The sequence below is a fragment of the Streptomyces fulvoviolaceus genome, assembly GCF_000718165.1.
Taxonomy (GTDB): Bacteria; Actinomycetota; Actinomycetes; order Streptomycetales; family Streptomycetaceae; genus Streptomyces; species Streptomyces fulvoviolaceus.
Map to the genome: position 1 here is coordinate 186,295 of NZ_JOEY01000012.1, position 23,916 is coordinate 210,210.

Annotated in this window: 19 protein-coding genes and 2 tRNA genes; 11 read left to right on the forward strand and 10 right to left on the reverse strand. The window is 70.0% G+C overall.

Annotated elements, in window-relative coordinates; all coding sequences use genetic code 11:
* Positions 1 to 50: 50 nt before the first annotated feature.
* From ehuB to IG08_RS0115015, 6 genes are all read left to right on the forward strand, one after another.
* Positions 51 to 980, forward strand: coding sequence for an ectoine/hydroxyectoine ABC transporter substrate-binding protein EhuB (gene ehuB, locus IG08_RS0114990; protein WP_030601271.1), 930 nt, complete (start codon positions 51 to 53; stop codon positions 978 to 980).
* The gene (gene ehuC, locus IG08_RS0114995) at positions 977 to 1,696 is read left to right on the forward strand and encodes an ectoine/hydroxyectoine ABC transporter permease subunit EhuC (RefSeq protein ID WP_030601274.1); all 720 of its coding nucleotides are present in this window, start codon (positions 977 to 979) and stop codon (positions 1,694 to 1,696) included. Before ehuB ends, ehuC begins: the two co-directional genes overlap by 4 nt.
* A complete protein-coding gene (gene ehuD / locus IG08_RS0115000; protein ID WP_030601276.1) occupies positions 1,693 to 2,343 on the forward strand; it encodes an ectoine/hydroxyectoine ABC transporter permease subunit EhuD in 651 nt (216 codons plus the stop codon). The genes ehuC and ehuD overlap by 4 nt, the downstream gene beginning before the upstream one ends.
* Positions 2,344 to 2,353: 10 nt before the next feature.
* Positions 2,354 to 3,130: an ectoine/hydroxyectoine ABC transporter ATP-binding protein EhuA gene (gene ehuA, locus IG08_RS0115005; protein ID WP_030601278.1), complete on the forward strand. Its 777-nt coding sequence runs from the start codon at positions 2,354 to 2,356 to the stop codon at positions 3,128 to 3,130.
* Between the two features lie 222 nt (positions 3,131 to 3,352).
* Positions 3,353 to 4,111, forward strand: a complete 759-nt coding sequence (locus tag IG08_RS0115010) for an IclR family transcriptional regulator (RefSeq protein WP_030601280.1) — start codon at positions 3,353 to 3,355, stop codon at positions 4,109 to 4,111.
* A gap of 94 nt (positions 4,112 to 4,205) precedes the next feature.
* Positions 4,206 to 4,279, forward strand: a tRNA-Lys gene (locus IG08_RS0115015).
* Between the two features lie 217 nt (positions 4,280 to 4,496).
* Here the strand turns inward: IG08_RS0115015 and IG08_RS0115020 are convergent.
* From IG08_RS0115020 to IG08_RS0115040, 5 genes are all read right to left on the reverse strand, one after another.
* Entirely contained in the window at positions 4,497 to 6,155 is a 1,659-nt protein-coding gene (locus tag IG08_RS0115020) for a long-chain-fatty-acid--CoA ligase (protein ID WP_030601282.1), read from the reverse strand.
* A 49-nt stretch (positions 6,156 to 6,204) separates the two neighbouring features.
* Positions 6,205 to 6,717 (reverse strand): DUF3592 domain-containing protein, encoded by a 513-nt coding sequence (locus IG08_RS0115025; RefSeq protein WP_052424689.1) that lies wholly within the window; start codon positions 6,715 to 6,717, stop codon positions 6,205 to 6,207.
* 90 nt (positions 6,718 to 6,807) lie between these two features.
* On the reverse strand, positions 6,808 to 7,413 hold the full coding sequence (locus IG08_RS0115030) for a lytic polysaccharide monooxygenase auxiliary activity family 9 protein (protein ID WP_030601287.1): 606 nt from the start codon (positions 7,411 to 7,413) through the stop codon (positions 6,808 to 6,810).
* 97 nt (positions 7,414 to 7,510) lie between these two features.
* Complete coding sequence (locus tag IG08_RS0115035) at positions 7,511 to 8,638, reverse strand: SPFH domain-containing protein (protein WP_030601290.1); 1,128 nt, start codon at positions 8,636 to 8,638, stop codon at positions 7,511 to 7,513.
* Positions 8,639 to 8,686: 48 nt separating this feature from the next.
* A complete protein-coding gene (locus IG08_RS0115040) occupies positions 8,687 to 9,991 on the reverse strand; it encodes a peptidoglycan-binding protein (RefSeq protein WP_030601291.1) in 1,305 nt (434 codons plus the stop codon).
* Between the two features lie 178 nt (positions 9,992 to 10,169).
* Between IG08_RS0115040 and IG08_RS0115045 the strand changes: the two genes are divergently transcribed.
* Both IG08_RS0115045 and IG08_RS0115050 read left to right on the forward strand, forming a co-directional pair.
* A tRNA-Lys gene (locus tag IG08_RS0115045) sits at positions 10,170 to 10,243 on the forward strand.
* A gap of 277 nt (positions 10,244 to 10,520) precedes the next feature.
* Entirely contained in the window at positions 10,521 to 13,598 is a 3,078-nt protein-coding gene (locus IG08_RS0115050; RefSeq protein WP_234342876.1) for an AfsR/SARP family transcriptional regulator, read from the forward strand.
* A gap of 267 nt (positions 13,599 to 13,865) precedes the next feature.
* On the opposite strand, the gene IG08_RS0115055 is transcribed toward IG08_RS0115050, so the two are convergent.
* Together IG08_RS0115055 and IG08_RS0115060 are read right to left on the reverse strand one after the other, a co-directional pair.
* Positions 13,866 to 14,699 (reverse strand): ABC transporter permease, encoded by an 834-nt coding sequence (locus IG08_RS0115055; RefSeq protein ID WP_030601293.1) that lies wholly within the window; start codon positions 14,697 to 14,699, stop codon positions 13,866 to 13,868.
* A 41-nt stretch (positions 14,700 to 14,740) separates the two neighbouring features.
* The gene (locus tag IG08_RS0115060; RefSeq protein WP_078655602.1) at positions 14,741 to 15,742 is read right to left on the reverse strand and encodes an ATP-binding cassette domain-containing protein; all 1,002 of its coding nucleotides are present in this window, start codon (positions 15,740 to 15,742) and stop codon (positions 14,741 to 14,743) included.
* Positions 15,743 to 16,327: 585 nt separating this feature from the next.
* Here IG08_RS0115060 and IG08_RS0115065 point away from each other — a divergent pair.
* On the forward strand, positions 16,328 to 18,310 hold the full coding sequence (locus tag IG08_RS0115065) for a glycosyltransferase family 2 protein (protein WP_030601298.1): 1,983 nt from the start codon (positions 16,328 to 16,330) through the stop codon (positions 18,308 to 18,310).
* Complete coding sequence (gene glxA / locus IG08_RS0115070; RefSeq protein ID WP_030601300.1) at positions 18,307 to 20,244, forward strand: radical copper oxidase GlxA; 1,938 nt, start codon at positions 18,307 to 18,309, stop codon at positions 20,242 to 20,244. The genes IG08_RS0115065 and glxA overlap by 4 nt, the downstream gene beginning before the upstream one ends.
* Positions 20,245 to 20,332: 88 nt before the next feature.
* On the opposite strand, the gene IG08_RS0115075 is transcribed toward glxA, so the two are convergent.
* A complete protein-coding gene (locus IG08_RS0115075) occupies positions 20,333 to 21,376 on the reverse strand; it encodes a glycoside hydrolase family 6 protein (RefSeq protein ID WP_030601302.1) in 1,044 nt (347 codons plus the stop codon).
* A gap of 164 nt (positions 21,377 to 21,540) precedes the next feature.
* Here IG08_RS0115075 and IG08_RS0115080 point away from each other — a divergent pair, with 164 nt between their 5' ends.
* Complete coding sequence (locus IG08_RS0115080; RefSeq protein WP_030601304.1) at positions 21,541 to 22,317, forward strand: GAF and ANTAR domain-containing protein; 777 nt, start codon at positions 21,541 to 21,543, stop codon at positions 22,315 to 22,317.
* A 285-nt stretch (positions 22,318 to 22,602) separates the two neighbouring features.
* Here the strand turns inward: IG08_RS0115080 and IG08_RS0115085 are convergent, their stop codons facing one another.
* The gene (locus tag IG08_RS0115085; RefSeq protein ID WP_030601307.1) at positions 22,603 to 23,268 is read right to left on the reverse strand and encodes a class F sortase; all 666 of its coding nucleotides are present in this window, start codon (positions 23,266 to 23,268) and stop codon (positions 22,603 to 22,605) included.
* Positions 23,269 to 23,273: 5 nt separating this feature from the next.
* Positions 23,274 to 23,840, reverse strand: coding sequence for a hypothetical protein (locus tag IG08_RS0115090; RefSeq protein WP_030601312.1), 567 nt, complete (start codon positions 23,838 to 23,840; stop codon positions 23,274 to 23,276).
* Between the last annotated feature and the right edge of the window lie 76 nt (positions 23,841 to 23,916).

The window sequence follows — 23,916 nt, forward strand, 5'->3', positions numbered from 1 at the left end:
GGCTCAAATCGATCTGCATAAGTCGCATCCGGTCGGGTAGCCGCGCCGCCATGGCTCCACCACTGGAACATGGCGAACACACATACGGGAACCGACACCGATCGTCCTCCGGGACCACGCGACGATCGCTGCTCGCGGGGGTAGCGGCGCTCGGTGCGCTGGGCGCGGCCGGCTGCTCACGCGTGGCCACCGCCTCGACCACGGAGGGCGGTGATCTCCTCGAGCGGCTCAAGGCCGCAGGTGTCGTACGGCTGGGCATCGCGGGGGAGATCCCCTTCGGATACATCGACAAGAACGGCGACCTGACGGGTGAGGCGCCCGAGCTCGCGAAGGTCATCTTCAAGCGGCTCGGGGTCGACAAGGTCCAGCCCGTGCCGACCGAGTTCGGGTCGCTGATTCCGGGGCTGAACTCGCAGCAGTTCGATGTCGTGGCCGCCGGGATGTACGTCAATCCCGAGCGCTGCGAGCAGGTCATCTTCGCCGACCCGGACTACCAGATGCTCGACGCCTTCATCGTGCGGAAGGGGAATCCCAAGGGGCTGCACGACTACAAGGACGTTGTGGAGAAGAAGGCCAAATTTGCTACTGGCACCGGGTACGCCGAGATCCAGTACGCCGTCGAGGCCGGGTACAAGGAGAGCGACATCCTGATCGTGCCGGACCAGGTCGCCGGGCTGAACGCCGTGGAGGCGGGGCGGGTCGATGTCTTCGCCGGGACCGCTCTCACCACCCGTGAGGTGGTGAAGAAGTCCGACAAGGCCGAGTCGACCAAGGCCTTCACGCCGACCGTGGGCGGCAAGCCGCACGTCGACGGCGGTGCCTTCGCCTTCCGGCCCACCGAGACGAAGCTGCGGGACGCCTTCAACGTCGAGCTGCACAAGCTGAAGAAGAGCGGGGAGCTGTTCCGCATCCTCAAGCCCTTCGGCTTCACACAGGCCGAGATGACCGACCTCACCGCGAAGGAGTTGTGCGGCGGATGACCTCGGGACTCTGGGAACTCGTACTCAAGGGGATATGGACCACCGTCCAGCTCCTCGTCTTCAGCTCATTGCTCGCCGCCGCCGTGTCCTTCGTCGTCGGTGTCGCGCGGACCCATCGGCTGTGGATCGTCCGCTTCCTCGCGGGCGTCTACACCGAGGTGTTCCGCGGGACCTCCGCGCTGGTCATGATCTTCTGGGTGTTCTTCGTGCTGCCCCCGGCCTTCGGCTGGCAGCTGGTGCCGATGTGGGCGGGCACGCTCGCGCTCGGGCTGACCTACGGGGCGTACGGCTCCGAGATCGTGCGCGGCGCGCTCAAGGCGGTCGACCCGGCGCAGCAGGAGGGCGGGATCGCGCTGAGCTTCACGCCCTGGCAGCGGATGCGGCTGATCCTGCTGCCGCAGGCGGTGCCGGAGATGATCCCGCCGTTCTCCAACCTGCTGATCGAGCTCCTCAAGGGCACCGCGCTGGTGTCGGTGATGGGCATGGGCGACCTGGCCTTCAGCGGCAACCTGGTGCGGCTCGCACTGCAGGAGAGCGCCGAGATCTACACGTATCTGCTCCTCATCTACTTCGTCATCGCCTTCCTCCTCACCCGGGTCATGCGCGGGCTGGAGAAGAAGCTCAAGGCCGGGGTCGGCAAGGCGCCCGAGCGCGGAGTCTCCGCGCATGAGCTGAAGCGCGCCCAGACGACAGGAGTGGGAGGTCACGTCGCATGAAGTGGGACTGGAATGCCGTCGGCGACTTCATGCCGAAGTTCTGGGACGGGCTGCTGGTCACCCTGCAGGCCCTCGCCCTCGGCTCACTGATCTCCTTCGCCCTCGGGCTGGTGTGGGCGCTGCTGATGCGCACGCCGAGCCGCTGGGTGCGCTGGCCGGTCGGGGTGGTCACGGAGTTCGTGCGCAACACCCCGCTGCTGGTCCAGCTGTTCTTCCTCTTCTACGTGCTGCCCGAGTGGGGCCTGACCCTCTCCGCGCTGGCCACCGGTGTCATCGGGATCGGGCTGCACTACTCGACGTACACGATGCAGGTCTACCGGGCCGGCATCGAGGCGGTGCCGGTCGGCCAGTGGGAGGCGGCGACGGCGCTGAACCTGCCGGTCACCAGGACCTGGCAGGTAGTGATCCTGCCGCAGGCGATCCGCCGGGTCGTGCCGGCCCTCGGCAACTACGTCATCGCGATGCTCAAGGACACACCGATGCTGATGGTGATCACGGTCCTGGAGATGCTCGGCCAGGCGCGGCTGTTCGCGCAGGAGCACTTCCAGTTCACCGAGCCCCTCACCGTGATCGGTGTGGCCTTCATCGTCATCTCCTATCTGGCCTCCCTTCTCATGCGATCCCTGGAGCGACGTCTTGTCCGCTGACACTCCCTTGATGAAAGATCCCGACGCCAACGCCAACCCGCCGGTGGACGGCAGCGAGCTGATCCGCTTCGAGAAGGTCACCAAGCGCTTCGGGTCCAACACCGTCCTCGACAACCTCGACTTCGCGGTGGATTCCGGCAAGCACGTCACCCTGATCGGGCCGTCCGGCTCGGGCAAGACGACGATCCTGCGGCTGCTGATGACGCTGACCAAGCCCGACGAGGGCACGATCACCGTCGACGGGGAGAAGCTGTTCCCGGCCCCCGAGAAGCAGGTCCGCGAGGTCCGCAAGAACATCGGGATGGTCTTCCAGCAGTTCAACCTGTTCCCGAACATGTCGGCCCTCCGGAACATCACCGAGGCCCCCGTCACCGTCCTCGGCCTGTCCAAGGACGAGGCGGAGGAGCGGGCGCGCGGGCTGCTGGACCTGGTGGGCCTGGCCGACAAGGCCGACGCCCGGCCGACCCAGCTGTCCGGTGGCCAGCAGCAGCGGGTGGCGATCGCCCGGGCACTGGCGATGCGGCCGCAGGTCCTGCTCCTGGACGAGGTGACCTCCGCGCTCGACCCGGAGCTGGTCGCGGGCGTCCTCGACGTGTTGCGCGACATCGCCCGCACCACCGACATCACGATGCTCTGTGTGACCCACGAGATGAACTTCGCCCGGGACATCTCGGACCAGGTCCTGATGTTCGACTCGGGCCGGGTCATCGAGTCGGGCCCGCCGGAGAAGATCTTCAGCGACCCCGAGCAGGACCGGACGCGGGAATTTCTCAGCGCGGTTCTCTGACTACAAGTAGTGAACGGGATTCAATCTGCGAGGTCCGGGCCCCGGTTCATGTCTTTGGCATATGCCAGAGTGCTTACGCCCCTGCTGAGGGGCCCGGGCCGGGGACGGAATCTCGTCAACAGCCGCTCACTACAAGCCTCTTGCCCGCTATCGTAGAGGGGATTCGCCTGTCCGGATTACGGCCTAGTAGTTGAGCGACCGAGCGAGCGCAGGGGGAACACCGTGGCGCTGATGCACGAGCCGACCGCGCCGTACCACTCGACCCAGGACGCCCTGCGCGTCCTGGAGACGGTGGCGCGGCACACCACCGGAGTCACCGACGCCGAACTCGCCCGCCACACCGGCCTCGACCCGGAGCGACTGACCACGCTCCTGAGGATGCTGCGCCGCGAGGGATACGTCGAGCAGGTCGCCGACGGTTCCTACGTCACGGGAGAGGCCCTCACCCGCCTCGGCTCCGCCCAGGACCGCGAGCAGGCGGTGCGCGAGAAGCTCCAGGGCACCCTGGACCGGCTGCGCGACTCGATCGGCGCCGCCGTCTACATCAGCCGGTACGTCGACGGCGAGGTCACGATCGACCAGTACGCCGATGGCCCCGGCACCCCCTCGGTCAACGAGTGGGTCGACTTCCGCTACTCCGCCCACGCCACCGCGCTCGGCAAGAGCCTGCTCAGCCAACTCGACCACAACGGCCGGCGCGACCACCTCTCCCGGCACAAGATGTCCCGGCTCACCTCGCGGACCATCACCAACGACAAACTCCTGCTCTCCCGGCTGGAGACCCAGCCGCCGACGGTGCCCCACCTCGACCTCCAGGAGTACGCGGTGGGCACGGTCTGCGCGGCGGTGCCGATCACGGCCGGATCGTCGGTGGGCTGCCTGGCTCTCTCGCTCCCGGTCGAGCAGGCACACCGGCTCCGCCAGGCCACGGACCGGCTGAACCGGGGCGCGGCGCCCCTGCTGCTGTCTCTGGCCATCTGAGGCCCGGGCCGTCCCAGGGTGGTCCGGAGCACCCCTGCGGAGCAGGTAGTATTTTCTCTGTCGCTGACCGCCGAAGGCGGACGGCGAGAGTCATGCGCCGCTAGCTCAGTTGGTTAGAGCAGCTGACTCTTAATCAGCGGGTCCGGGGTTCGAGTCCCTGGCGGCGCACCGGTGAAGGGCCTCTCGTGGGAGCGAGGGGCCCTTCGGCGTGCAGAGGAGCGGCTGGGGGTCCGGGGGTTATCCCCCGGGAGACACAGCATCAGCGGGTCCGGGGTTCGAGTCCCTGGCGGCGCACCGGTGAAGGGCCTCTCGTGGGAGCGAGGGGCCCTTCGGCGTGCAGAGGGGCGGCTGGAGGTCCGGGGGTTAGCCCCCGGGGAATGCAGCATCAGCGGGTCCGGGGTTCGAGTCCCTGGCGGCGCACCGGTGAAGGGCCTCTCGTGGGAGCGAGGGGCCCTTCGGCGTCCCCCGCGGTCAGTCTTCGGTAGGCGCAGTTCCCCGGCGGCCGCCACCACACCGGATCGGCGCACTCCAGCCCCTCCCTCCGGAGCTGCGCCCGGTGGATCTTGTTCGTGGCCGTGACCGGCATCCGCTCCACCACCCGCACGAACCGGGGCGCCATCTTCGTGCCCAGGTCCGGCTGGGCCAGCAGGAACTCGGCGAAGTCGAGCGGGTCGAAATCCCCGGAGGCCACTGCGATCGTCGCCATCACCTGGTCCCCGGTCACCGGGTCCGGCACCGCGTAGACGGCGACGGCGTCCGCGCCCTCGTACCGGGCGAGGATGTTCTCGATCATCGCGGCGGCCAGGTTCTCGCTGTCGACGCGCAACCGGTCGTCGGTGCGGCCGGCGAAGTAGAGGTAGCCGTCGGTGTCGCGGTAGAAGAGGTCACCGGTCCAGTACCAGCCGTCCCTGCGGCGCTCGGCCTCCGCCGCGGGATTGCGCCAGTAGCCCTCGTAGGGGTTGGGCCCTTTGTTGACCAGCTCGCCTATCGCCTCGTCGCCGTTGAGCAGCCGCCCGGCCGAGTCGAAGGCGGCCGGCGGGCACTCGGCGCGCGTCTCCGGGTCGAGGACGACGAGCCCCGGGCCCGCCCGGCCGACCGCGCCCGCCGGAGTACCCGGCGTCCACTGCACCGCGGCCCCGCCCTCGGAAGACCCGTACCCCTCGACCAGCCGCACCCCGAACCGCCGTTGGAAGGCCGCCGCGTCCACCGCGCCCGCCTCGGTGCCGAAGCCGAGGCGGAGGGGGTTGTCCCGGTCGTCGGGCAGCTCATCGGTCGCGAGGATGTACTGCACGGCCCGTCCCACATACGTGAAGTACGTCGCCCCGTACTTCCGTACGTCCGCCAGGAACCCCGACGCCGAGAACCGCCGCCGCAGCGCCACGCCCGCTCCGGTCGCGAGGGCGGGCGCCCAGTCGGCGATCACCGCGTTGCCGTGGAACATCGGCATGCAGATGTAGTGCACCCCGTCCCGGCCGAGATCGAAGTGTCCGGCGAGCGAGCGGCCGGCGGCGGCCAGGCGGCCCTGGGAGCAGATCGCGGCCTTGGGGGCACCGGTGGAGCCCGAGGTGAAGTAGAGGAGGAGACGGTCCTCCGGGGTGGCCCGGGTCGCGTCCGGCTTCGCGTCGGCATAGGGCGCGAGCAGGTCGTCGTACTCCTGCGCGTCCGTCAACAGAAGGCGTACGCCGGGCAGTTCGAGGCCGTCGAACAGCGGGAGGTGAGTGCGCTCCGTGACCAGGATCCGGCACTCGGTGTGGAGGATGTCGCGGGCGAGTTCGGGGCCGCGGCGGGTGGGGTTGATGCCGGCGACGGCGGCACCCGCGAGGGCCGCCGCGCTCAACCACAGGGGGTACTCGGGGGTGTTGTCGAGCAGGACCCCGATGTGCGCGCCGGGTGGCAGCAGGTCGGTCAGCAGGGCCGCCCGGGCCGCCGCTCCCGCCGCCACCTCGTGATGCGTGAGCAACCGCTCCTCGAACCACAGCCCCGGCCGGTGGTCGCCCCACCGGCCGGCGACGAGCTCCGCGACCGTACGCCCGTTGGACTCCATGGCGGGGCACGGTAGTTGACGTGGCGTCAGATGTGGAGGGGTGCGCGGCTCAGGGAGTGAGGGTGACGCCGTCCACGACGACGACGTTCTCGGTGCCGTCGTCGCCGCCGTCGGAGAACGGGTCGGAGAACTGGCTGTAGGTGACCATGAAGCCGACGCAGAACACGACGGCCACCCCGAGGAACGCCAGGATGCCGATGGTGGACGCCGCCTGCTTGCCCCGGCGGGGTTCGAGGGCCGTGGCCACCACGTCCTGGCCCTCCTTGTAGTAGACGGTGACGAAGTCGCCTTCCAGCGTCGTCCTCGGACCGTCCTCCTCCTCGAACCTCACGACCCGGCCGTCCCGCGCCGTGAACTCGTATACATGGTGGATCGTCGTCCGCACGGAGCTGTCGTTGCCGCCGCCGTGCGTCGTCGTGAACATCCTCAGGCAGCGCCCCTCGGCCGTCAGCCCGCTGTTCCACGCGCCGCGCACCTGCAGCGAGCGGCGCACCACCCGGTACGCCGCGAAGAGGACGCCGGCCAGGATCAGGCCGGGTACCGCGTAGAACATCACGTCCATGGTGCTTCCCCCGAGGTCAGGACGCCGTCACGTTCGACCGGCGTGGGATCAACCTACCCACGCCGGCCGGGTGATTCGCTCAAGGGAAGCTCAGAAGACGACGTCCGAGCAGGCGTAGAACGCGTTCGCCGTGTCCGCGACCGTCCACACCGCGACGATCACATGGCGTCCGCTGAGCCCGGACGGCAGGGTGCCGCTGTGGGAGAGCGTGGACGGGGGGCGCTGGCCGTTGTAGGGGACGGTCAGGAACGGGGTGAGGTTGAGGTCGGAGCGGGCCAGGTTGTGGTTCTGGTTCCAGCCCGCCTTGGTGACGTAGTACTTGAAGTCGGTCGTGGCGTGCATGGCCGTGAACTGCCAGCGGAAGGTGTAGCTCTGACCGCCCGTCACCTTCGTGGTGGGCCAGGCGCTGCCCGACGGGGTCGTCGGCGAGCTGAGCTGGCTGAACCTGCTGACCCCGCCGTTGCATATCTGTCCGTCGGCGGGTCCGGAGGCCGGGAAGCCCTTGGTGCCCTCGACGCTCTGCGGCTCCCACTGGATGTCGCCGCAGTTGGTCACGGTGCCGTTCTGGCAGAGCTTCTGCCGGCTGATGGGGAGGTCGGTGTAGCCGTGGCCGCTCGCGCCACCGGACGAGAGCACCAGGGCTCCCGTCGTCGTGAGCCCGAGCGCGGCGGCGTACCACTTGGTCTTTTTGCGCATGCTGCCGCTCCTGGAGAACGTGGGGGATGTTCCGTGAGGCGTGCAGGTCTAGACCAAGTCCCAGATTATTGCCGTTACTTGAGCATGTCCAGACCAATCACTGACCCGTCTCCCCACGCCCCGAGCAGAAGGCGACCGTCAAGTCCTTGACCAGCGCCTTGCGTTCGTAGTCGTCCAGCTCCACCAGGCCCCGCATGGTCAGCCGTGTCACCGTGTCCTCCACCGAGTCGACGACCGAGGTCAGCACGCTCGCCCGGTGCTGCGCGTCCAGCGCGGCGATCCGGCGGCGGTGCATCGCGGCGGCGACCTCGGGGGCGTACTCGACGCGGACGGGCTGCACGGAGAACACCTCGATGCCGACCGGTGCCGAGTCCGCGGCCACCAGCCGGGTCAGCGCCTCCTCGGCCGCGTCGACCGAGCCCCGGCCGGAGCCCGGCGCCTCCACCGGCACCCGGGCCAGGGCCGCCTCGACGCACTCCTGGAGATACGTCTCGTGGTCCTCGACCCCGAGCGTGGCCCGAGCCGTGTCCCGCACCCGCCACACCACCAGGACCACCACCCGGAGCGCGACCCCGCTCGCGTCGGCCGCCGGCATCGGCTCGCTGCGCCAGTGCCGCAGCCGTACGTCCACCCGGCGGCGCAGCAGCAGCGGGTTGACCCACATCAGGCCGGTGCGCCGGACGGTCCCCCGGTAGCGGCCGAACAGACCGAGCACCCAGGCCCGCCCGGTCCGGCCCCGGGCCAGCCCGCCGAAGCCGAACAGCCCGAGGGCACCCGCACCCGCGTACGCCGCCCACTGCACGGGACCGAGCCCCGCACCGGCGTACGACGGCAGGCTCAGCGCCTCCAGCGCGAGCGGCGGCAGCGTGCCCGCCCACCACGAGGTGACCGCGCAGCCGGCCAGCCCGCAGGCACCGGCGAGCACGCCCGCACTGCCGGGCAGCACCCGCGCGGGCCGTTCCCGCAGGTCGGGGTCGACCTCCGGGGCGGGCCGGGGCTTCATGGGCATCTGCCGTCGGAAGCGCGGCTGCTCCCCCGTGCCCTGCCGGCGCCCCACGACCGCCGGCCTCAGCGGCACGGACACGGGGTCGTCGGGGTCGTCGCGGAACAACAGGTGGACGGGGATCTCGGTGGTCGCCTCGTTCTGAATGAGCCGGGCGGGCCGGGGAGCCGTGGTCTCGGCCGGCCCCTCGGGCTCCGGTGTGTGTGAAGTGGTCGTACTCATGCGTGTCTCCAGCCTCCGCGCCAGATACGTCATGACAGTGAGTGGGTTCTACGAGAAGAGCCGCCGCCAGGTCTCCGGCCCCGGGTAGCCGTCCGCCGCGCCGCCCCGCCAGCCCTGGGCGCGTTGGAAGGCCTCGACGCCTCGCCGGTCCGCCTCGCCCCAGCGCGGCCCCGGCCCGGTCGTGTAGTACTTGCCGAACCCCTTCTTCACCAGCTGCTTTCCGAGCCGGGTGACGTACTGGTTGCTCGCACCGGGCCGGAACAGCGCCCGCCCCGGGTAGCCGGGAACCCCATGAGAAGAGGGCGCCGGAGGTCCCGCCGCCCCCGCGTTGATGTTCTTGCCCTGCCCCGTCACGAGCAGCGTCCAGGTCTGCGCCCCCGGCAGCCCGTCCGCGTCTGCGCCCCACCAGCCCTGCGCCTGCTGGAAGGCCTGGGTCGCCCTGCGGTCGGCATCGGACCAGCGCGGGCCGGGGCCGGAGGTGTAGTAGCGGGCGGCGCCTCGCTCGACGAGCATGCGGCCGAGCTGGGTGACGTACTTGTTGTTCGCGCCGGGGCCGAAATACGCCGCTCCCGGGAAGGGCGTCACGTCCGGCGCAGCCGGCTTCCCGGTGTCCGGCTGCGCGCCCGCCGTACCGCCCGCGAGGCCCTTGTAGCGGTAGGCGAGGTAGCGGTCCGAATGGCTCCAGTAGGCGTACGGAGTGGACTGCCGGCGGGCGTACGGGCGGGTCTCCTCGTAGGCGATGTAGTAGGTGTGCGTGTAGTCCGTCCAGCCGCCGAAAATGACGACGTGGGAGCCTTTCTCGGGGTCGGACGGATTGTGGAACAGCAGAATGTCGCCGGGCTGCAGATCGTCCTTGGAAATCCGCACCCCGTACTGGTCGAGGCTGCCCGTCCACTCGTTTCCGGGCAGGTTCCAGGCCATCGAGACGAAGCCCGAGCAGTCCTGCCGGTATCCGTCGCCCCAGTACCCGTACATGCTGTACGGCACCTTCGCGGCGACCCATTTCTTGGCCCGCTTGATGATGTCGGCGCGAGTGGTCTCGGGCGCCTTGACGGCCGCAGGCTTGGCCGGTTTCCCGACCGGGCCGTGCAGCGGGGCCTTGTCTCCCTGCGGGGTGTCGGGCTCGTCACCTGCGGGAACGCTCGGACGGTCGGGGGCGTGGGGGGCGGCGACGGCGGGTACGGCGTGGCCGACGCCGAGCACCGTCGTGGCCGCGGCGGCGAGGACCACGGCCCGGTGGGCGGCGGGGTGACGGCCGGCCGGGGAATTCGGCAGGACGCGTCGCCAGTGAACACATCCGGGGCAGTCACAGTCGCTCGCGGGATCGAATTCCTCGAATACCGGAGTCTCCATGCGATTCCCCTCACACTCCAGATGCAAATGTTCGTGGCTGTGCACGATCGTCAGTTTCTCAACTGTCTTCCCGACGCGCATGTTGACGGTCCGAATGATGTACGGGGGCTCCGGGAAGGCCAGGCGGGGGCTGTCCGGAGCACTCCCGGACGTCCGGTAGAGTTGTGCAGGTCAGCAGGCGCCGCTAGCTCAGTTGGTTAGAGCAGCTGACTCTTAATCAGCGGGTCCGGGGTTCGAGTCCCTGGCGGCGCACGACACGGAAGGCCCCTCGCGAGAGCGGGGGGCCTTCTGCTTGCCCGCGAGGCCTGCGGGACGCCCGCCGGCCGGGCGCCGGGATGACGCCGGCGGGGGCATCAGCGGCTCCGCCCCGGGCCCCGGTGTCGGAAAGGGGCGGGGCTGCCAGGAAGCAGGTCCGCCGCAGGTGCCACCCCGGACCAGGGGTTTACCCGGACGGTCAAGTGGGTGATTCTTAGCCCGCGTTGGGGCCGAGGGGCGGCCCCACGGGCCGGGGGGCGTTGTGGTGTTGAGGGTGGATCTGCTGGGCCCGGTGCAGGTGCACGACGGGGAAGGCCCCGTCGACATCGGTGGCGCACGGCTGCGGATGCTCCTCGCACGCCTCGCCCTCGAAGCCGGTCGCCCCGTCTCCGTCGACTCCCTGGTGGACGGCCTGTGGGGCGAGCAGCCCCCGGCCGACGCGGCGAACGCCCTGCAGGCCCTGGTGTCCCGGCTGCGCAAGGCCCTGCGCGGTGCCGGCACGGTGGACTCCGTGGCGGGCGGCTACCGGCTCTCCGTACAGGAGGAGGACGTGGACACGTACCGCTTCGAGGACCTGGCGGGCCGGGGCAGACGCGCCCTCGGGGCGGGCCGTGCCCAGGAGGCGGCGCGGACGCTCGCGACCGCGCTCGGCCTGTGGCGGGGCGCGGCCCTCTCGGATGTGCTGGAGGCCCCGTTCGCGGGTGTCGCCGCCACCCGCCTCGACGAACTGCGGGCGGCCACCGTCGAGGACCACTTCGACGCGGAGCTGCGGGTGGGGCGGTACGCCGACATCCTGGCCGACCTCGAAGCGGCGGGCGCGCAGCGGCCGCTGAGCGAGCGCCTCGCGGGCCTGCGGATGCGCGCGCTGTCGGCGGCGGGCCGCCAGTCGGACGCCCTCGCCGTCTACGAGGACCTGCGCGGCAGGCTGGGCGACGAGCTCGGCGTCGACCCCTCGGCCGAGGTACGGGAGATCCATCTCGCGCTCCTGCGCGGCGAGTTGGAGCGCCCGGCGGCGCGGCCCACGAGCGCCCCGAGCCGGCTGCCGGCCCGGCTGACCAGCTTCGTCGGCCGCGACGGCGAACTGGACCGGCTCGCGGATCTGATGGGTTCGGCCCGCCTCGTGACCCTGGTCGGCCCGGGCGGCGCGGGCAAGACCCGGCTGTCCCTCGAGGCGGCGCCCAGGGACGCCGCACATGGGAGGGACCGCGTCCGCTTCGTGCCGCTCGCGGGCGTGAGCGACCCCGGGCAGCTGGCCGACGCGGTGCTCGGTGCGCTCAGCTCCACCGACGGGCGCCTGTACGAGGGCGGCGGGGCCCAGCAGGCCTCTCCGGTGGAGCGGATGGCCGGGCTCCTCGGCAGCGGCGACACCCTGCTCATGCTCGACAACTGCGAGCACCTCGTCGAGGCGGTCGCCGAGCTCGCCGATCAACTCCTCGTACGTCTCCCCGAGTTGCGCATCCTCGCCACCAGCCGCGAGCCGCTGGCGATCAACGGTGAGTCGCTGTTCCACCTCGGTCCCCTGGACCTGCCCACGGGGTCCCCGGAGCCGGCCGAGGCGATGGAAGCGGCGGCGGTCCGGCTGTTCGTGGACCGGGCCGCCGGTGTCCGGCAGGGCTTCACCCTCGACGAGTCGACCCTGGACGCCGTACTGGAGATCTGCCGGCGCCTCGACGGGATGCCGCTCGCCCTGGAGCTGGCCGCGGCCAAGCTGCGCTCGATGGGGGTGGAGCAGATCGCGCGCCGGCTCGACGACCGGTTCCGCCTGCTCGCCTCCGGCAGCAGGACGGCCCTGCCACGCCAGCGCACCCTGCTGGCGATGGTCGAGTGGAGCTGGGACCTGCTCGACGAGCCGGAGCGGATCCTCGCCCGCAGACTGTCCGCCTTCCCCGGCGGGGCGACGCTCGCGGCGCTCGAAGCGGTCTGCCCGGATGCGGAACTGCCCGCCGACGACGTGCTCTACGTGCTCTGCGCGCTGATCGAGAAGTCGCTGGTGCAGGAGGTGCGGGACGCCGAGGGCGAGTCCCGCTACCGGATGCTGGAAACCGTCCGCGCGTACGCGGCCCGACGCCTGACCGAGTCCGGCGACGACCTCACGGCCCGCTTCACGGCGTACCACCTGGGCCTGGCACAGCGGCACGAACCGCTCCTGCGTACCGGCGAACAGCTGCGTGCCACCGCCGTCTTCGACACCGAGCACGACAACCTCACGCACGCGCTACGGCTCGTACGCGAGGCCGGCGACCAGGAGACGGCGGTACGGTTCGGCGCCGCGATGTTCTGGTACTGGGGCATACGAGGGATGGGCAGCCAACTCGAGACCCACCTGGTGGCCGTGGCCGACTCGGCCGCCGACCGGACGGCCTCGGGCGGCGACTCGGCGGTGGACCGTGAGTTCCGTCCCGCCGGGCTGCTCCTTCGTATGTCCCAGGTCGCCTTCGCGGGCAGCGCACCGACGCCCGACGATCTGCTCGCCTCGTCCGACCCGTGGGTGCGGGCCGGCGCCCATCTCGCCAGGGACTTCGCCCTCACCGAGCAGGGCGACCTGGAGACCGGTGCGCAGTCGCGGATCGAGGCCTTGCGCGGCTTCGAGGCGGTGGGTGACCGCTGGGGGATCGTCCTCGCCCTGATGCCGATCGGCCGTGACCACTCCCTGCGCGGCGAGCACGCCCCGGCCGTCGCGGTCTTCGAACGGGCCGTCGTCCTCAGCTCCGAACTGGGCACCGAGGACTACCTCTACCTGAGCAAGGCCAGACTCGCCCGCGAGCGCCGGCGCAGCGGAGACCTCGACGGCGCCTTCCGTGATCTGCGCGCCGCACACCGCCAGGCCAGGGAGCGCGGCCAGCTGCGCCTCGAGGCCAACATCCTGGTCGGCCTCGCCAACGCGCACCGGATGTCCGGGGAGGTGGAGCAGGCGAACCGGACCCTGGACCACCTGGAGGCGCTGTCCCGCCGCCGCCCCGATCTCGCGGAACTCGCCCACGACCTGATCGTCAGCACCCGGATCGAGAACCGTCTCGCCGAGGGCCGCGCCGCCGAGGCGCGGGCGCTGCTGCCCGAGGCGGCGGGCGCGCTGTTCGGGCAGGGCGCCGGGGCGGGCCTCGCCTGGGTCGCCGAACTCCTGGGCGGTCTGCGGACGTTGGAGGGTGATCCGGTTACCGGAGCGACCTCCTTCGGGATCAGCGAGGTCATGCGCGGCGCCTTCGACGCGGGTGAGCCGGAGCTCCAGGGCCATGTGTCCCGCATGGTCGAGGCCCTCGGGGAGGACGGCTACCGGGCCGCGTACGGGAAGGGGGCGACGATGCCCCGGGGCGAGGCACGCGACTGGCTGGAGCGGGAGGCCTTGGAAGGCTGAGGGTTCGGGCGGTGGCGTCTGGTGGGTGGTGGGGGTGCGGTCGCCCGCGGCGGAGCCGCTGATGGATGCAGCTCGCCCCCGCCGCCCCTACCCGTCCCATCCCCCAGGGGCTGCTGCCCCTTCGACCCCGCTCCCAGGGGGCTCCCCGGCACTCAAAGGCCCCGCCCCCCACGGGCGGGTGGGGGCTCGGGACGGTGAAGGCCCCCTCGTCCTCAAACGCCGGACGGGCTGGGATGCACCGACCGGCGTTCGAGAGGCGCCCCCTGGTCAGCCGTTGTTCTTGCGGTACGCCCGCATGGCCAGCGGGAGGAAGACGACGACCATGCCGGCCATCCAGGCGAGGCTGCCGGTCAGCGGTGAGGCGACCGCGCCGTCGCCGAGGAGGCCGCGGGTGGTGTCGGCCATCAGGGACACCGGGTTGACGTCGGACCAGGCCTGCAGCCAGCCGGGCATGCCCTCGGGCTTGACGAAGACGCTGCTGGCGAAGGTGAGCGGCAGCACCAGGATGGTCATCAGGCCCTGCACGGAACCCGGGGTCTTGACCAGCATCCCGAGGTACACCGAGATCCAGGAGAAGGACATCGCGAAGGCGATGAGCAGACCGAGGGCGGCCAGCGCGGCCGGCACGGTGGTGTCGGGGCGGTACCCCATCACCAGTGCGAGGACGATCAGGGTGCCCAGGCAGACGGCGTACCGGATGAAGTCGGCGAGCACGGCGCCGATCAGCGGGGCCGAGCGGGCGATCGGCATGGACCGGAACCGGTCGAAGATCCCGGTGGCGGCGTCCGTGGTGAGGGCGACACCGATGCCGATGCTGGCCTGGAACACGGTCATGACCATGACGCCGGGGACAACCCACTGCAGGTACGCGTCCGGGTCGCCGCCGGAGATCGCCTTGCCGAAGAGGTAGACGAACATCAGCAGGGAGATGATCGGGGTGAGGACCACATCGACCAGCTGGATCGGGGACCTGAGGAACTTGGTGGCGCCCCGCCCGGCCAGGGCCAGGCTGTGGTGGAGCGTCGGCACGAGCCCGATCCGGGCCGGCTTGGTGTGTGCGGGCGTCGAAGCGGTGTCGGGGGCGAGGGTGTCAGTGGCCATGGCTGTGCAGTCCTTCCGGTAAGAGCGGGGCAGGCAGGGGGTCAGGCAACGGCGGGTTCGGCGTCCGGGGCGGCGGGTTCGGCGTCCGGGGCGGCGGGTTCGGCGTCCGGGGCGGCGGGTGCGTGGCCGGTCAGGGCGAGGAACACCTCGTCCAGGCTGGGCAGCCGCAGACCGAGCTCGTCGGCCGAGAGGCCGGCGCCGTCGAGCCGGCGGGCGACCGCGGAGACCAGCAGCGGCTCGTCGGCCGGCACGGTCAGCACACCCGACTCCTCGGCGGGGGTGTGCCCGGACAGTTCGGCCAGGATCGCGGCCACCTGCGGTACGTCGGCCGGCATGCTCGGGCGGACCTGAAGGATCTGTCCGCCGACGCGGCGCTTGAGCTCACCGGGCCGGCCCTCGGCGACCTTGCGGCCCTTGTCGAACACCGTGATGGAGTCGGCGAGCTGGTCGGCCTCCTCCAGGTACTGCGTGGTGAGCAGGACCGTGGAGCCGTCCGCGACCAGCCTCTTGACCACGTCCCAGACCTCCTGGCGGGCGTGCGGGTCGAGGCCCGTGGTGGGCTCGTCCAGGAAGAGGATCCGGGGCCGGCCCACCAGGCTCGCGGCCAGATCGAGCCGCCGACGCATACCGCCGGAGAAGGTGGCGATGGGACGCTTCGCGGCCTCGGCGAGCGAGAACTTCTCCAGGAGCTCCGCCGCCCGGGCCTTCGCGTCCCGCCGGGACAGACCGAGCAGCCGGCCGATCAGGACCAGGTTCTCGGCGCCGGACAGCGTCTCGTCCACCGAGGCGTACTGGCCGGTCAGACCGATCAGCTGCCGCACCCGCACCGGGTCCTTGGCGATGTCATGCCCTCCGATGACCGCGTGGCCCGCGTCGGGCCGCAGCAGCGTGGCCAGGATGCGCACGGTGGTGGTCTTGCCGGCGCCGTTGGGGCCCAGGACGCCGACGACCTTGCCGGCCGGGACCTCCAGGTCCACCCCGTCCAGGGCGGTGGAGTCCCCGTACTTCTTGACCAGTCCCTCGGCCCGGATCGCGTAATCCATCGTCGACTCCTCGTCAGCTGTCTGCCGTTCTCGATGGGCAGGACTCTGCCGGGGAGTGCTGACAGCCCACGGACAAGACGCTGACAAGGGCCGCCGGGTGCGCTGACAGGACGTACGAAGGCTGTCAGGAGAGAGCTTCTACATGCCCATGACCAGCCATGACAGAGATCACAGAGGTGGTCGCGACAGGCGTGAACCAGACGGGCTCGCGGTCCGTATGGATGTCCACAACGGCTCCACAAGGTCCCCACAGGCGCCACAATGAACGCGTATGACCGGTAAACACCGCGTTTCGCATCTTGCGATCATGATGAACACCGTAGAACCCTGGTTATCAAGATGCTGCGTATACGCGGCAGTTGGGGGGCAAGGAGCCGGTTGCCGGGCTTGCGGGGTGAGGGACCCCGTTCCGGACGGGTGCCGAGGGGGGCATCCTGCAACCGGAAGGTCGCAGTTGCATGTCTAATGCTGTGGAGAATGTGGTGACTGCGGCCCACCACTGATACGTCTGTGAAGGTCGAGGGGGATCTCGAGCAGACGTAAGGAAACGACATACACGCGCACCTGCGTGTGGGGGGATGACTCATGACGTCGACGCCGACGGGCGCCCGGCAGAACTTCGACCCGTCAGAAACCACTCAACTCAGGGTGCCCGGACATCGGACGGGCACCTTCCGCCGCATCAAGAAGACGCTGCCCAAGTACGACTACGAGCACTACAGCCGGCTGGCCGGCCCCCTCACACAGCCCGACCCGAACAAGCCGTACAAGGTGCAGTACCGGTCACTGATCTCTCAGGAGCCGCATCGCCTCAGGGTCGCCCTGATGCTCGCCGCCGCACCGCTGCTGTCCCTGGTCCTGCTGGCCTGGCTGCTGCAGCCCGAGCACTGGACCGAGCGGGACTACGTGGAATTCGAGTGGCTGCCCGCGCTCGACATCGTGATGCTCGTCTCGATCGGCCTGATCGAGTTCTTCCGCTGCATGAACGTGCTGTCGAACGCACACGCCACCCTGGTCGCCCGCGACCCGATCCCGGTCGTGCCCGAGACCGGCACGAGAGTGGCGTTCCTGACCTCCTTCGTGCCCGGCAAGGAGCCGTTGGAGATGGTGACGAAGACCCTGGAGGCCGCGGTCAAACTGCGCCACCGGGGCCTTCTGCATGTCTGGCTCCTCGACGAGGGCGACGATCCGGACGTCAAGGAGGTCTGCGCCCGGCTCGGCGTGCACCACTTCTCCCGCAAGGGCGTCGCGAAGTGGAACCAGGCCAAGGGCCCGCACCGCGCCAAGACCAAGCACGGCAACTACAACGCCTGGCTGGATGCGCACGGCGACGACTACGACTTCTTCGCCTCGGTCGACACCGACCACGTGCCGCTGCCCAACTACCTGGAGCGGATGCTCGGCTTCTTCCGCGACCCGAACATCGGCTTCGTCATCGGCCCGCAGGTCTACGGCAACTACGACAACTTCGTCACCAAGGCCGCCGAGTCGCAGCAGTTCCTCTTCCACGCGCTGATCCAGCGCGCCGGCAACAGGTACGGCTCCCCGATGTTCGTGGGCACCTCGAACGCCGTACGCATCAAGGCGCTCAAGCAGATCGGCGGCCTGTACGACTCGATCACCGAGGACATGGCCACCGGCTTCGAGATCCACCGGCACAAGAACCCGGCGACCGGCAAGAAGTGGCGCTCGGTGTACACCCCGGACGTGCTCGCGGTCGGTGAGGGTCCGAGCGCCTGGACGGACTTCTTCACCCAGCAGATGCGCTGGTCCCGGGGCACCTACGAGACGATCCTCAAGCAGTACTGGAAGGGCTGGTACTCGCTGCCGCCGAGCAAGCTCTTCAACTACACGATGATGATCATCTTCTACCCGATGTCCGCCCTCAACTGGATCCTGGCGGCGATCAGTTGCGCGCTGTTCCTGGGTCTGGGCGCCTCGGGTGTGAACATCGACCCGACCGTGTGGCTGATGCTCTACGGCAACGCCTCGGCACTGCAGATCGGCCTGTACATCTGGAACCGCAGGCACAACGTCTCCCCGCACGAGCCGGAGGGCTCCGGCGGTGTGGCCGGCATGGTGATGTCCGCGCTGTCGGCGCCGCTCTACGCGAAGGCGCTGGTCGACGCCGTCCTCCGCCGCAAGAGCAAGTTCGTGGTCACCCCGAAGGGCGATTCGGCCAGCCCGGACAGGTGGTTCGGTACCTTCCGGTACCACTGGTACTTCATCCTGATCTTCGGCGGGTCCATCACCGCCGGCTTCGTGTACGGGCACTCGCACCCCGCGATGATCATCTGGGCGATCTTCGCCATGCTGATCACCGCGACACCGATCTTCGTCTGGCGGCACATGCTGCGTCAGGCGAAGAAGAAGTCGGCCGACGAGCCGCAGGAGCCGCAGGGGCCGGTGGTTCCGCCGCAGCAGCAGTACCAGCCGCAGCCGCTGCCCACCCCCGCCCCGCACGCCCCGGCGCAGAAGCCGAGCTGGGCCGCCTCGAACGCGGGCAACGGGGGAAACGACCAGACCATGCAAATTGCCCTTGGTGGACTTGGGGGACGTAAGGAATGAACGACCGTGCAGGCCGCCGCCGCGCCCGTCGACTCGCGATAGGTACGGCGGTGGTGCTCGCGCTGGCCGGGATGAACGGGCCGTGGCTGTACCGCTTCGGGACCGAGAAATACCACCAGTACCAAATCAACAGACCCGAGTACAAAGCCGAGAACGGCAAGTGGGAGACCCTGGAGTTCCCCAAGGAGTTCCGCCAGAACACCATCCACGCGGCGCTGTTGCGCACCGGGAAGGTGCTGCTGGTGGCGGGGTCCGGCAACAACCAGGACAACTTCAATGCGAAGAAGTTCGACAGCCGGATCTGGGACCCGGTCAAGGGCACCATCAAGAAGATCCCGACGCCCAAGGACCTGTTCTGCACCGGCCACACGCAGCTCGCCAACGGCAACCTGCTGATCGCGGGCGGTACGAAGCGGTACGAGAAGCTGAAGGGTGATGTCACCAAGGCCGGTGGCCTGATGATCGTCCACAACGAGAACCCGGACGAGCCGATCACCCTGCCGGCGGGCACCAAGTTCACCGGCAAGGAGAACGGCCAGACCTTCGTGTCGAAGGACCCGGTCGTCGTCGAGCGGGCCGAGAAGGTCTTCGACAAGAAGACCGGCAAGTTCGAACGCAACGACCCGGGCCTCGGCCGTATCTACGTCGAGGCGCAGAAGTCCGGCCGCAAGTACGAGACCGGCACCCAGGACAACTACCGGATCCAGGGCCTGACCGGCACGGCTGCCCGCAACACCTACGGCATCGCGCAGAAGCTCGCGCTCGACAAGAAGGACTTCCAGGGGATCCGGGACGCCTTCGAGTTCGACCCGGTGGCCGAGAAGTACATCAAGGTCGACCCGATGAAGGAGGCCCGCTGGTACCCGACGCTCACCACCCTGAGCGACGGCAAGATCCTCAGCGTCTCCGGCCTCGACGACATCGGTCAGCTGGTGCCGGGCAAGAACGAGGTCTTCGACCCGGAGACCAAGAAGTGGACGTACCTGCCGAAGATCCGTCAGTTCCCGACGTACCCCGCGCTGTTCCTGATGCAGAACGGCAAGATCTTCTACTCGGGCGCGAACGCGGGCTACGGGCCGGACGACGTGGGACGTGACCCCGGTGTCTGGGACGTGGACACCAACAAGTTCACCAAGGTGCCCGGGCTGAGCGACGCGAACATGCTGGAGACCGCCAACACGGTCCTGCTGCCGCCCGCTCAGGACGAGAAGTACATGGTGATCGGCGGCGGCGGGGTCGGCGAGTCCAAGCTGTCCAGCAACAAGACCCGGATCGTCGATCTCAAGGCGGACAGCCCGAGGTTCGTGGACGGGCCGACGCTGGAGAAGGGGACGAGGTATCCGCAGGCGTCCGTGCTGCCGGACGACACCGTGCTGGTGTCGGGCGGTTCGGAGGACTATCGCGGGCGCGGTGACTCCAACATCCTGCAGGCGCGGCTGTACCACCCGGACACGAACACGTTCGAGTCCGTCGCCGATCCGTTGGTGGGGCGGAACTACCACTCCGGGTCACTGCTGCTGCCCGACGGGCGGGTGATGTTCTTCGGGTCCGACTCGCTGTACGGCGACAAGGCGAACACCAAGCCGGGTACGTTCGAGCAGCGGATCGAGATCTACACGCCGCCGTATCTCTACCGGGACGCGCAGCCCTCGCTGTCGGGCGGGCCGCAGACCATCGCGCGCGGCGCGTCCGGGACGTTCACCTCGAAGCACGCTTCGACGATCAAGAAGGTGCGGTTGATTCGGCCGAGCGCGTCCACGCACGTCACGGATGTCGACCAGCGGTCCATCGCACTGGACTTCACCGTGTCCGGCGACAAGATCAAGGTGAACGTGCCGAAGAACAAGAACCTTGTTCAGTCGGGGTGGTACATGCTGTTCGTCGATGACGATCAGGGGACGCCCAGTAAGGCGCAGTGGGTGAAGGTGCCGTAGCGCTCCCGCGGGTTCCTGGTTGGGTGCGGGAGCGCTGTGGCTGGTCGCGCACGCGCGGCGGAGCCGCACATGTCACAGCCCCGCACCCCTAGGAGGTTGACGCCTTCGCCAGTTTCAAGGCGTACTCCGCCCACCACTGGCCTGCCTTCGGGCCGCCCTTGCACTCTCCGTCCGACTCGCCTGGGCGCTTTACCCAGACGTACGCGTCCACCAGGTCGTCTGCCGTCTTCGTGGTCGGGGTTTCGCCGAGTGCCCTGCCCGGGGGGTTGCACCAGCGTTCGTCCGCGTCGCCGCCCGTGTAGGGGCCGTTGCCGTTGCGGCTGGTGTCGATCACGAAGTGTTTGCCGCCGACCTTGGCGGAGAGCTCCTTGCCGTACTTGATGGAGTCCTCGGTGGAGTAGAAGTTGGAGACGTTCACCGAGAAGCCGTCGGCCTTGTCGATGCCGGCCCACTGGAGGGGCTCGAAGATCTGGTCGGGGTGGCCCCAGCCGGCATTGCCCGCGTCCAGGTAGACCTGGGTGTTCTTCAGGGACTTGAGCTTGGTGATGGCGCCCTGGAGGAGGTCGTAGCGCTCCTCGTGGAACTCGTCCTGGGTGCAGCCGTCGACCAGGTGCAGTACGGCGTCGGGCTCCAGGATGACCGTGGCGGAGCGGTCGCCGATGCCTGCGGCCACGCCGTCGATCCAGGTGCGGTAGGCGTTGCCGTCGGCGGCGCCGCCCTGGGAGTACTGGCCGCAGTCGCGGTGCGGGATGTTGTAGAGGACCAGCAGCGCGGTGCGGTCGGCCTTGTCGGCGGCCTCGGTGAAGCCGCGTGCCTCCTGCTCCGGGTTCTCCGTGCCGATCCACTGGCCGGTGGGCTGCTCCGCGATCTTTCGGATCTGTTCGGCGTCGTCGTCCTTGCCCGCCTTGTCGTAGGTCGCGACCTGCTTCGCCGCGTTGCCGGCCGGGTTGACCCAGAACGGGTCGGCCTCCTTGGGCTGTTGAGTGATCCGGGCGCCGGAGCTCTCTTCCGGATCGTCCTTGTCCCCGCCCCCGGAGGATGAGCATCCAGCGATCAGTAGTGCCGCCCCCAGCACTGTCGCGGACGCTCGTACTCCGGCGGAAAGGAACGTGTCCCCCCTCATGCCGTACATCCAACTCCCCCTCGGGTGGCATGTGCCAAGTCTCAATCCTGACATACGTGGTGTGGGGCACACGAGATCGTCCGAGCCTTGTCTGAGAGCTGTTACAGCACCGAAGGTCGGGGTAGGCGCGCGCCTAACGGGGGCGGGCGGTAGGGGAAGGGGAGGGTGCTCCCATGCACTGGTCGACCCGAGAGATCCGGCTCGCCGCAGCGCTCGTGGAAGCGGCGGACACCCTTTCCGACGGATTCGACACCGCCCACTACTTACAACGCGTGGCCGACCACTGCGTGGAGCTGCTCGCCGCCCAGGCCGCCGGGATCATGCTGATCGACGGCGGCCGAACCATATCCCTGGCCGGCAGCAGCCGGCACGAGGCGATCGCGATCGAACTGCTGGCGGCCCAGCACCGCGGCGGGCCCTGCCTGGACAGCTACGGGTCCGGGCGGCCGGTGCCTGCCGTCTCCATCGCGGTGGCCCACGCGGACTCCCGCTGGCCCGCCTTCACCGAGCGGGCGCTGGCGCACGACGTCGCGGCGACCTTCGCCGTCCCGCTGCGCCGCCGCGAGACGCTGCTCGGCGCGCTCAACGTGTTCGTACCGACCCTGCCGGACAGCGGCTCGCCCGCCGGCGACCAGGAGCTGCTGGTGGCCCAGGCCCTCGCCGACGGGACGGCCGTGGGACTGCAGAACCATCGCGCGTTCACCGAATACCGCACGCTGTCGGGGCAGTTGCAGGAAGCGCTCTCCAGCCGCGTACGCATCGAACAGGCGAAGGGCATGCTCGCCGAGCGCTGGAACACCCGCGCCGACCTGGCGTTCGTGGCACTGCGACAGTACGCGCGCCGGCGCCGGCTGCCGCTGGACCGGGTCGCGACCGCGGTCATCGAACGGGTCGCGGACGACGCCGAGTTGCGCCGGGAGGCCGAGGGAACGGCCGGTGGACCTGCGTAGAACATTGGGCCACCTGGGCATATGACGGAGAGCCACCACTCCGGGACTTGGCGTCAGCCGCCCTCTAGGCCCCGGCCCGCATCCGTTCTAGAGTGCTTTCCATACGGCCCCAGCCCCCGGCCAAGGATTCACCCACCAGGGCTTTCCGAACCTCCCGCGCCGGTCGCCGGGTTACTCCCGCAACCCGTGCGCCCGCGGTTGAGGACCAGCCCGGTCGGCGGCTTCGGGGGGAGCAGGTCGCCGACCGGGCCAGGTGGCCCAGGTCGTTGGCACATGCGCGGAGCCCTAGAGACCGGTTCCCGTCAGATACGCCGAGACGATCACGTTGGCCGTGTAGCTGCGGCTCGCCCGGTCGAAGGTGCCCCCGCAGGTGATCAGCCGCAGCTCGGCCCGCCCCGACTCCCGCTGTCCGTACGCCTGTTGGGCGTCGAAGTGGTCGCGGGTGACGACCTGGACGTCGTCGACGGTGAACTCGGCGACCCTGCCGTCGTCGCGGATGACCCGGACCGTCTCACCCGGCTTGAGCGAACTGAGCTTGTAGAAGACCGCGGGCCGGGTCTCGGTGTCGACGTGCCCCACCATCAGCGCTGTCCCGGCCGCCCCCGGCTTCGCGCCGGCCGCGTACCAGCCGACGACTCCGAGCTGGTCGAAGGGCGGCGGATCGACGGCCCCCTGCCGGTCCAGGCCGCGGGCCACCACCGGCGCCTGCACGCCGAGGCCGGGGATGTCGATGCGCTGCGGCCGGGCGGCCCTCAAGGGCCTTGCGGCGGGCGGGAGTTCGACCTCCGCCGGCCGGCCGACGGCCGCCACGTCGCCCGTGGTCGGCGCGGATATGCCGTGCCGTACGTCGGTCACCTCGCGCCCCCACAGCCACAGCCCGAGCAGCAGGAGCACCCAGGCCACGCCGGTCAGGAGGCGGCCGGTGCCGGAGGAACGTTCACCGTCGGACATGGCCGTCAGTCCGTCCCGCGGCTCCGGCGGCTGCTCCGGAGCACGACGGCCACCGCGGCGACCGAGGCGAGGACCAGCCCGATCACGGCGTGCACCGTGCCGGGGCCGGCCGCGCCGCGGGCCTCCGCCGCGTTCACCGCGTTCACCGCGGAGAGGTGGGTGGCGGTGCCGCCGCCGCCCGCGTGGACGGGGGCGACGGGCGAGGCGTGGGCGGAGGGCTGCGATGTCGCTTTGCCCACGACGGTGATGTGGCCCTTCACCTCGACGTCGGCGCAGACGATCTTGACGTCGTACGACCCGGGCTCGATCGAGGAGCGGACCCGGGTCTCGCCGGCGAGGCCGCCGTCGGCGCTGGTGAGCCGGGCGTCCGCGACGAACGCCGCCGAGGCGGCGGTGGCCGTCTTGCCGGCGCAGCCGCGCACCCTGAGCGCGACGTCGGTGCCGGGGGCCGGAGACGAGGGGGTCACGGAGACGCTGCGGGCGTCGGCGTCGGCGGCGTCCGCGGCGGCCGTCGGAGTGAGGGCGGTGACGGCCAGCAGGCCCGTGCAGAGAGTGAGACGTAGGGAACCCATCGTGAACCTCCAGATATCTGGAGACTCCCTCGCGGGCCGGGGCCCCGCATCCGCTGCGGGGCCCCACTGCTCCGTA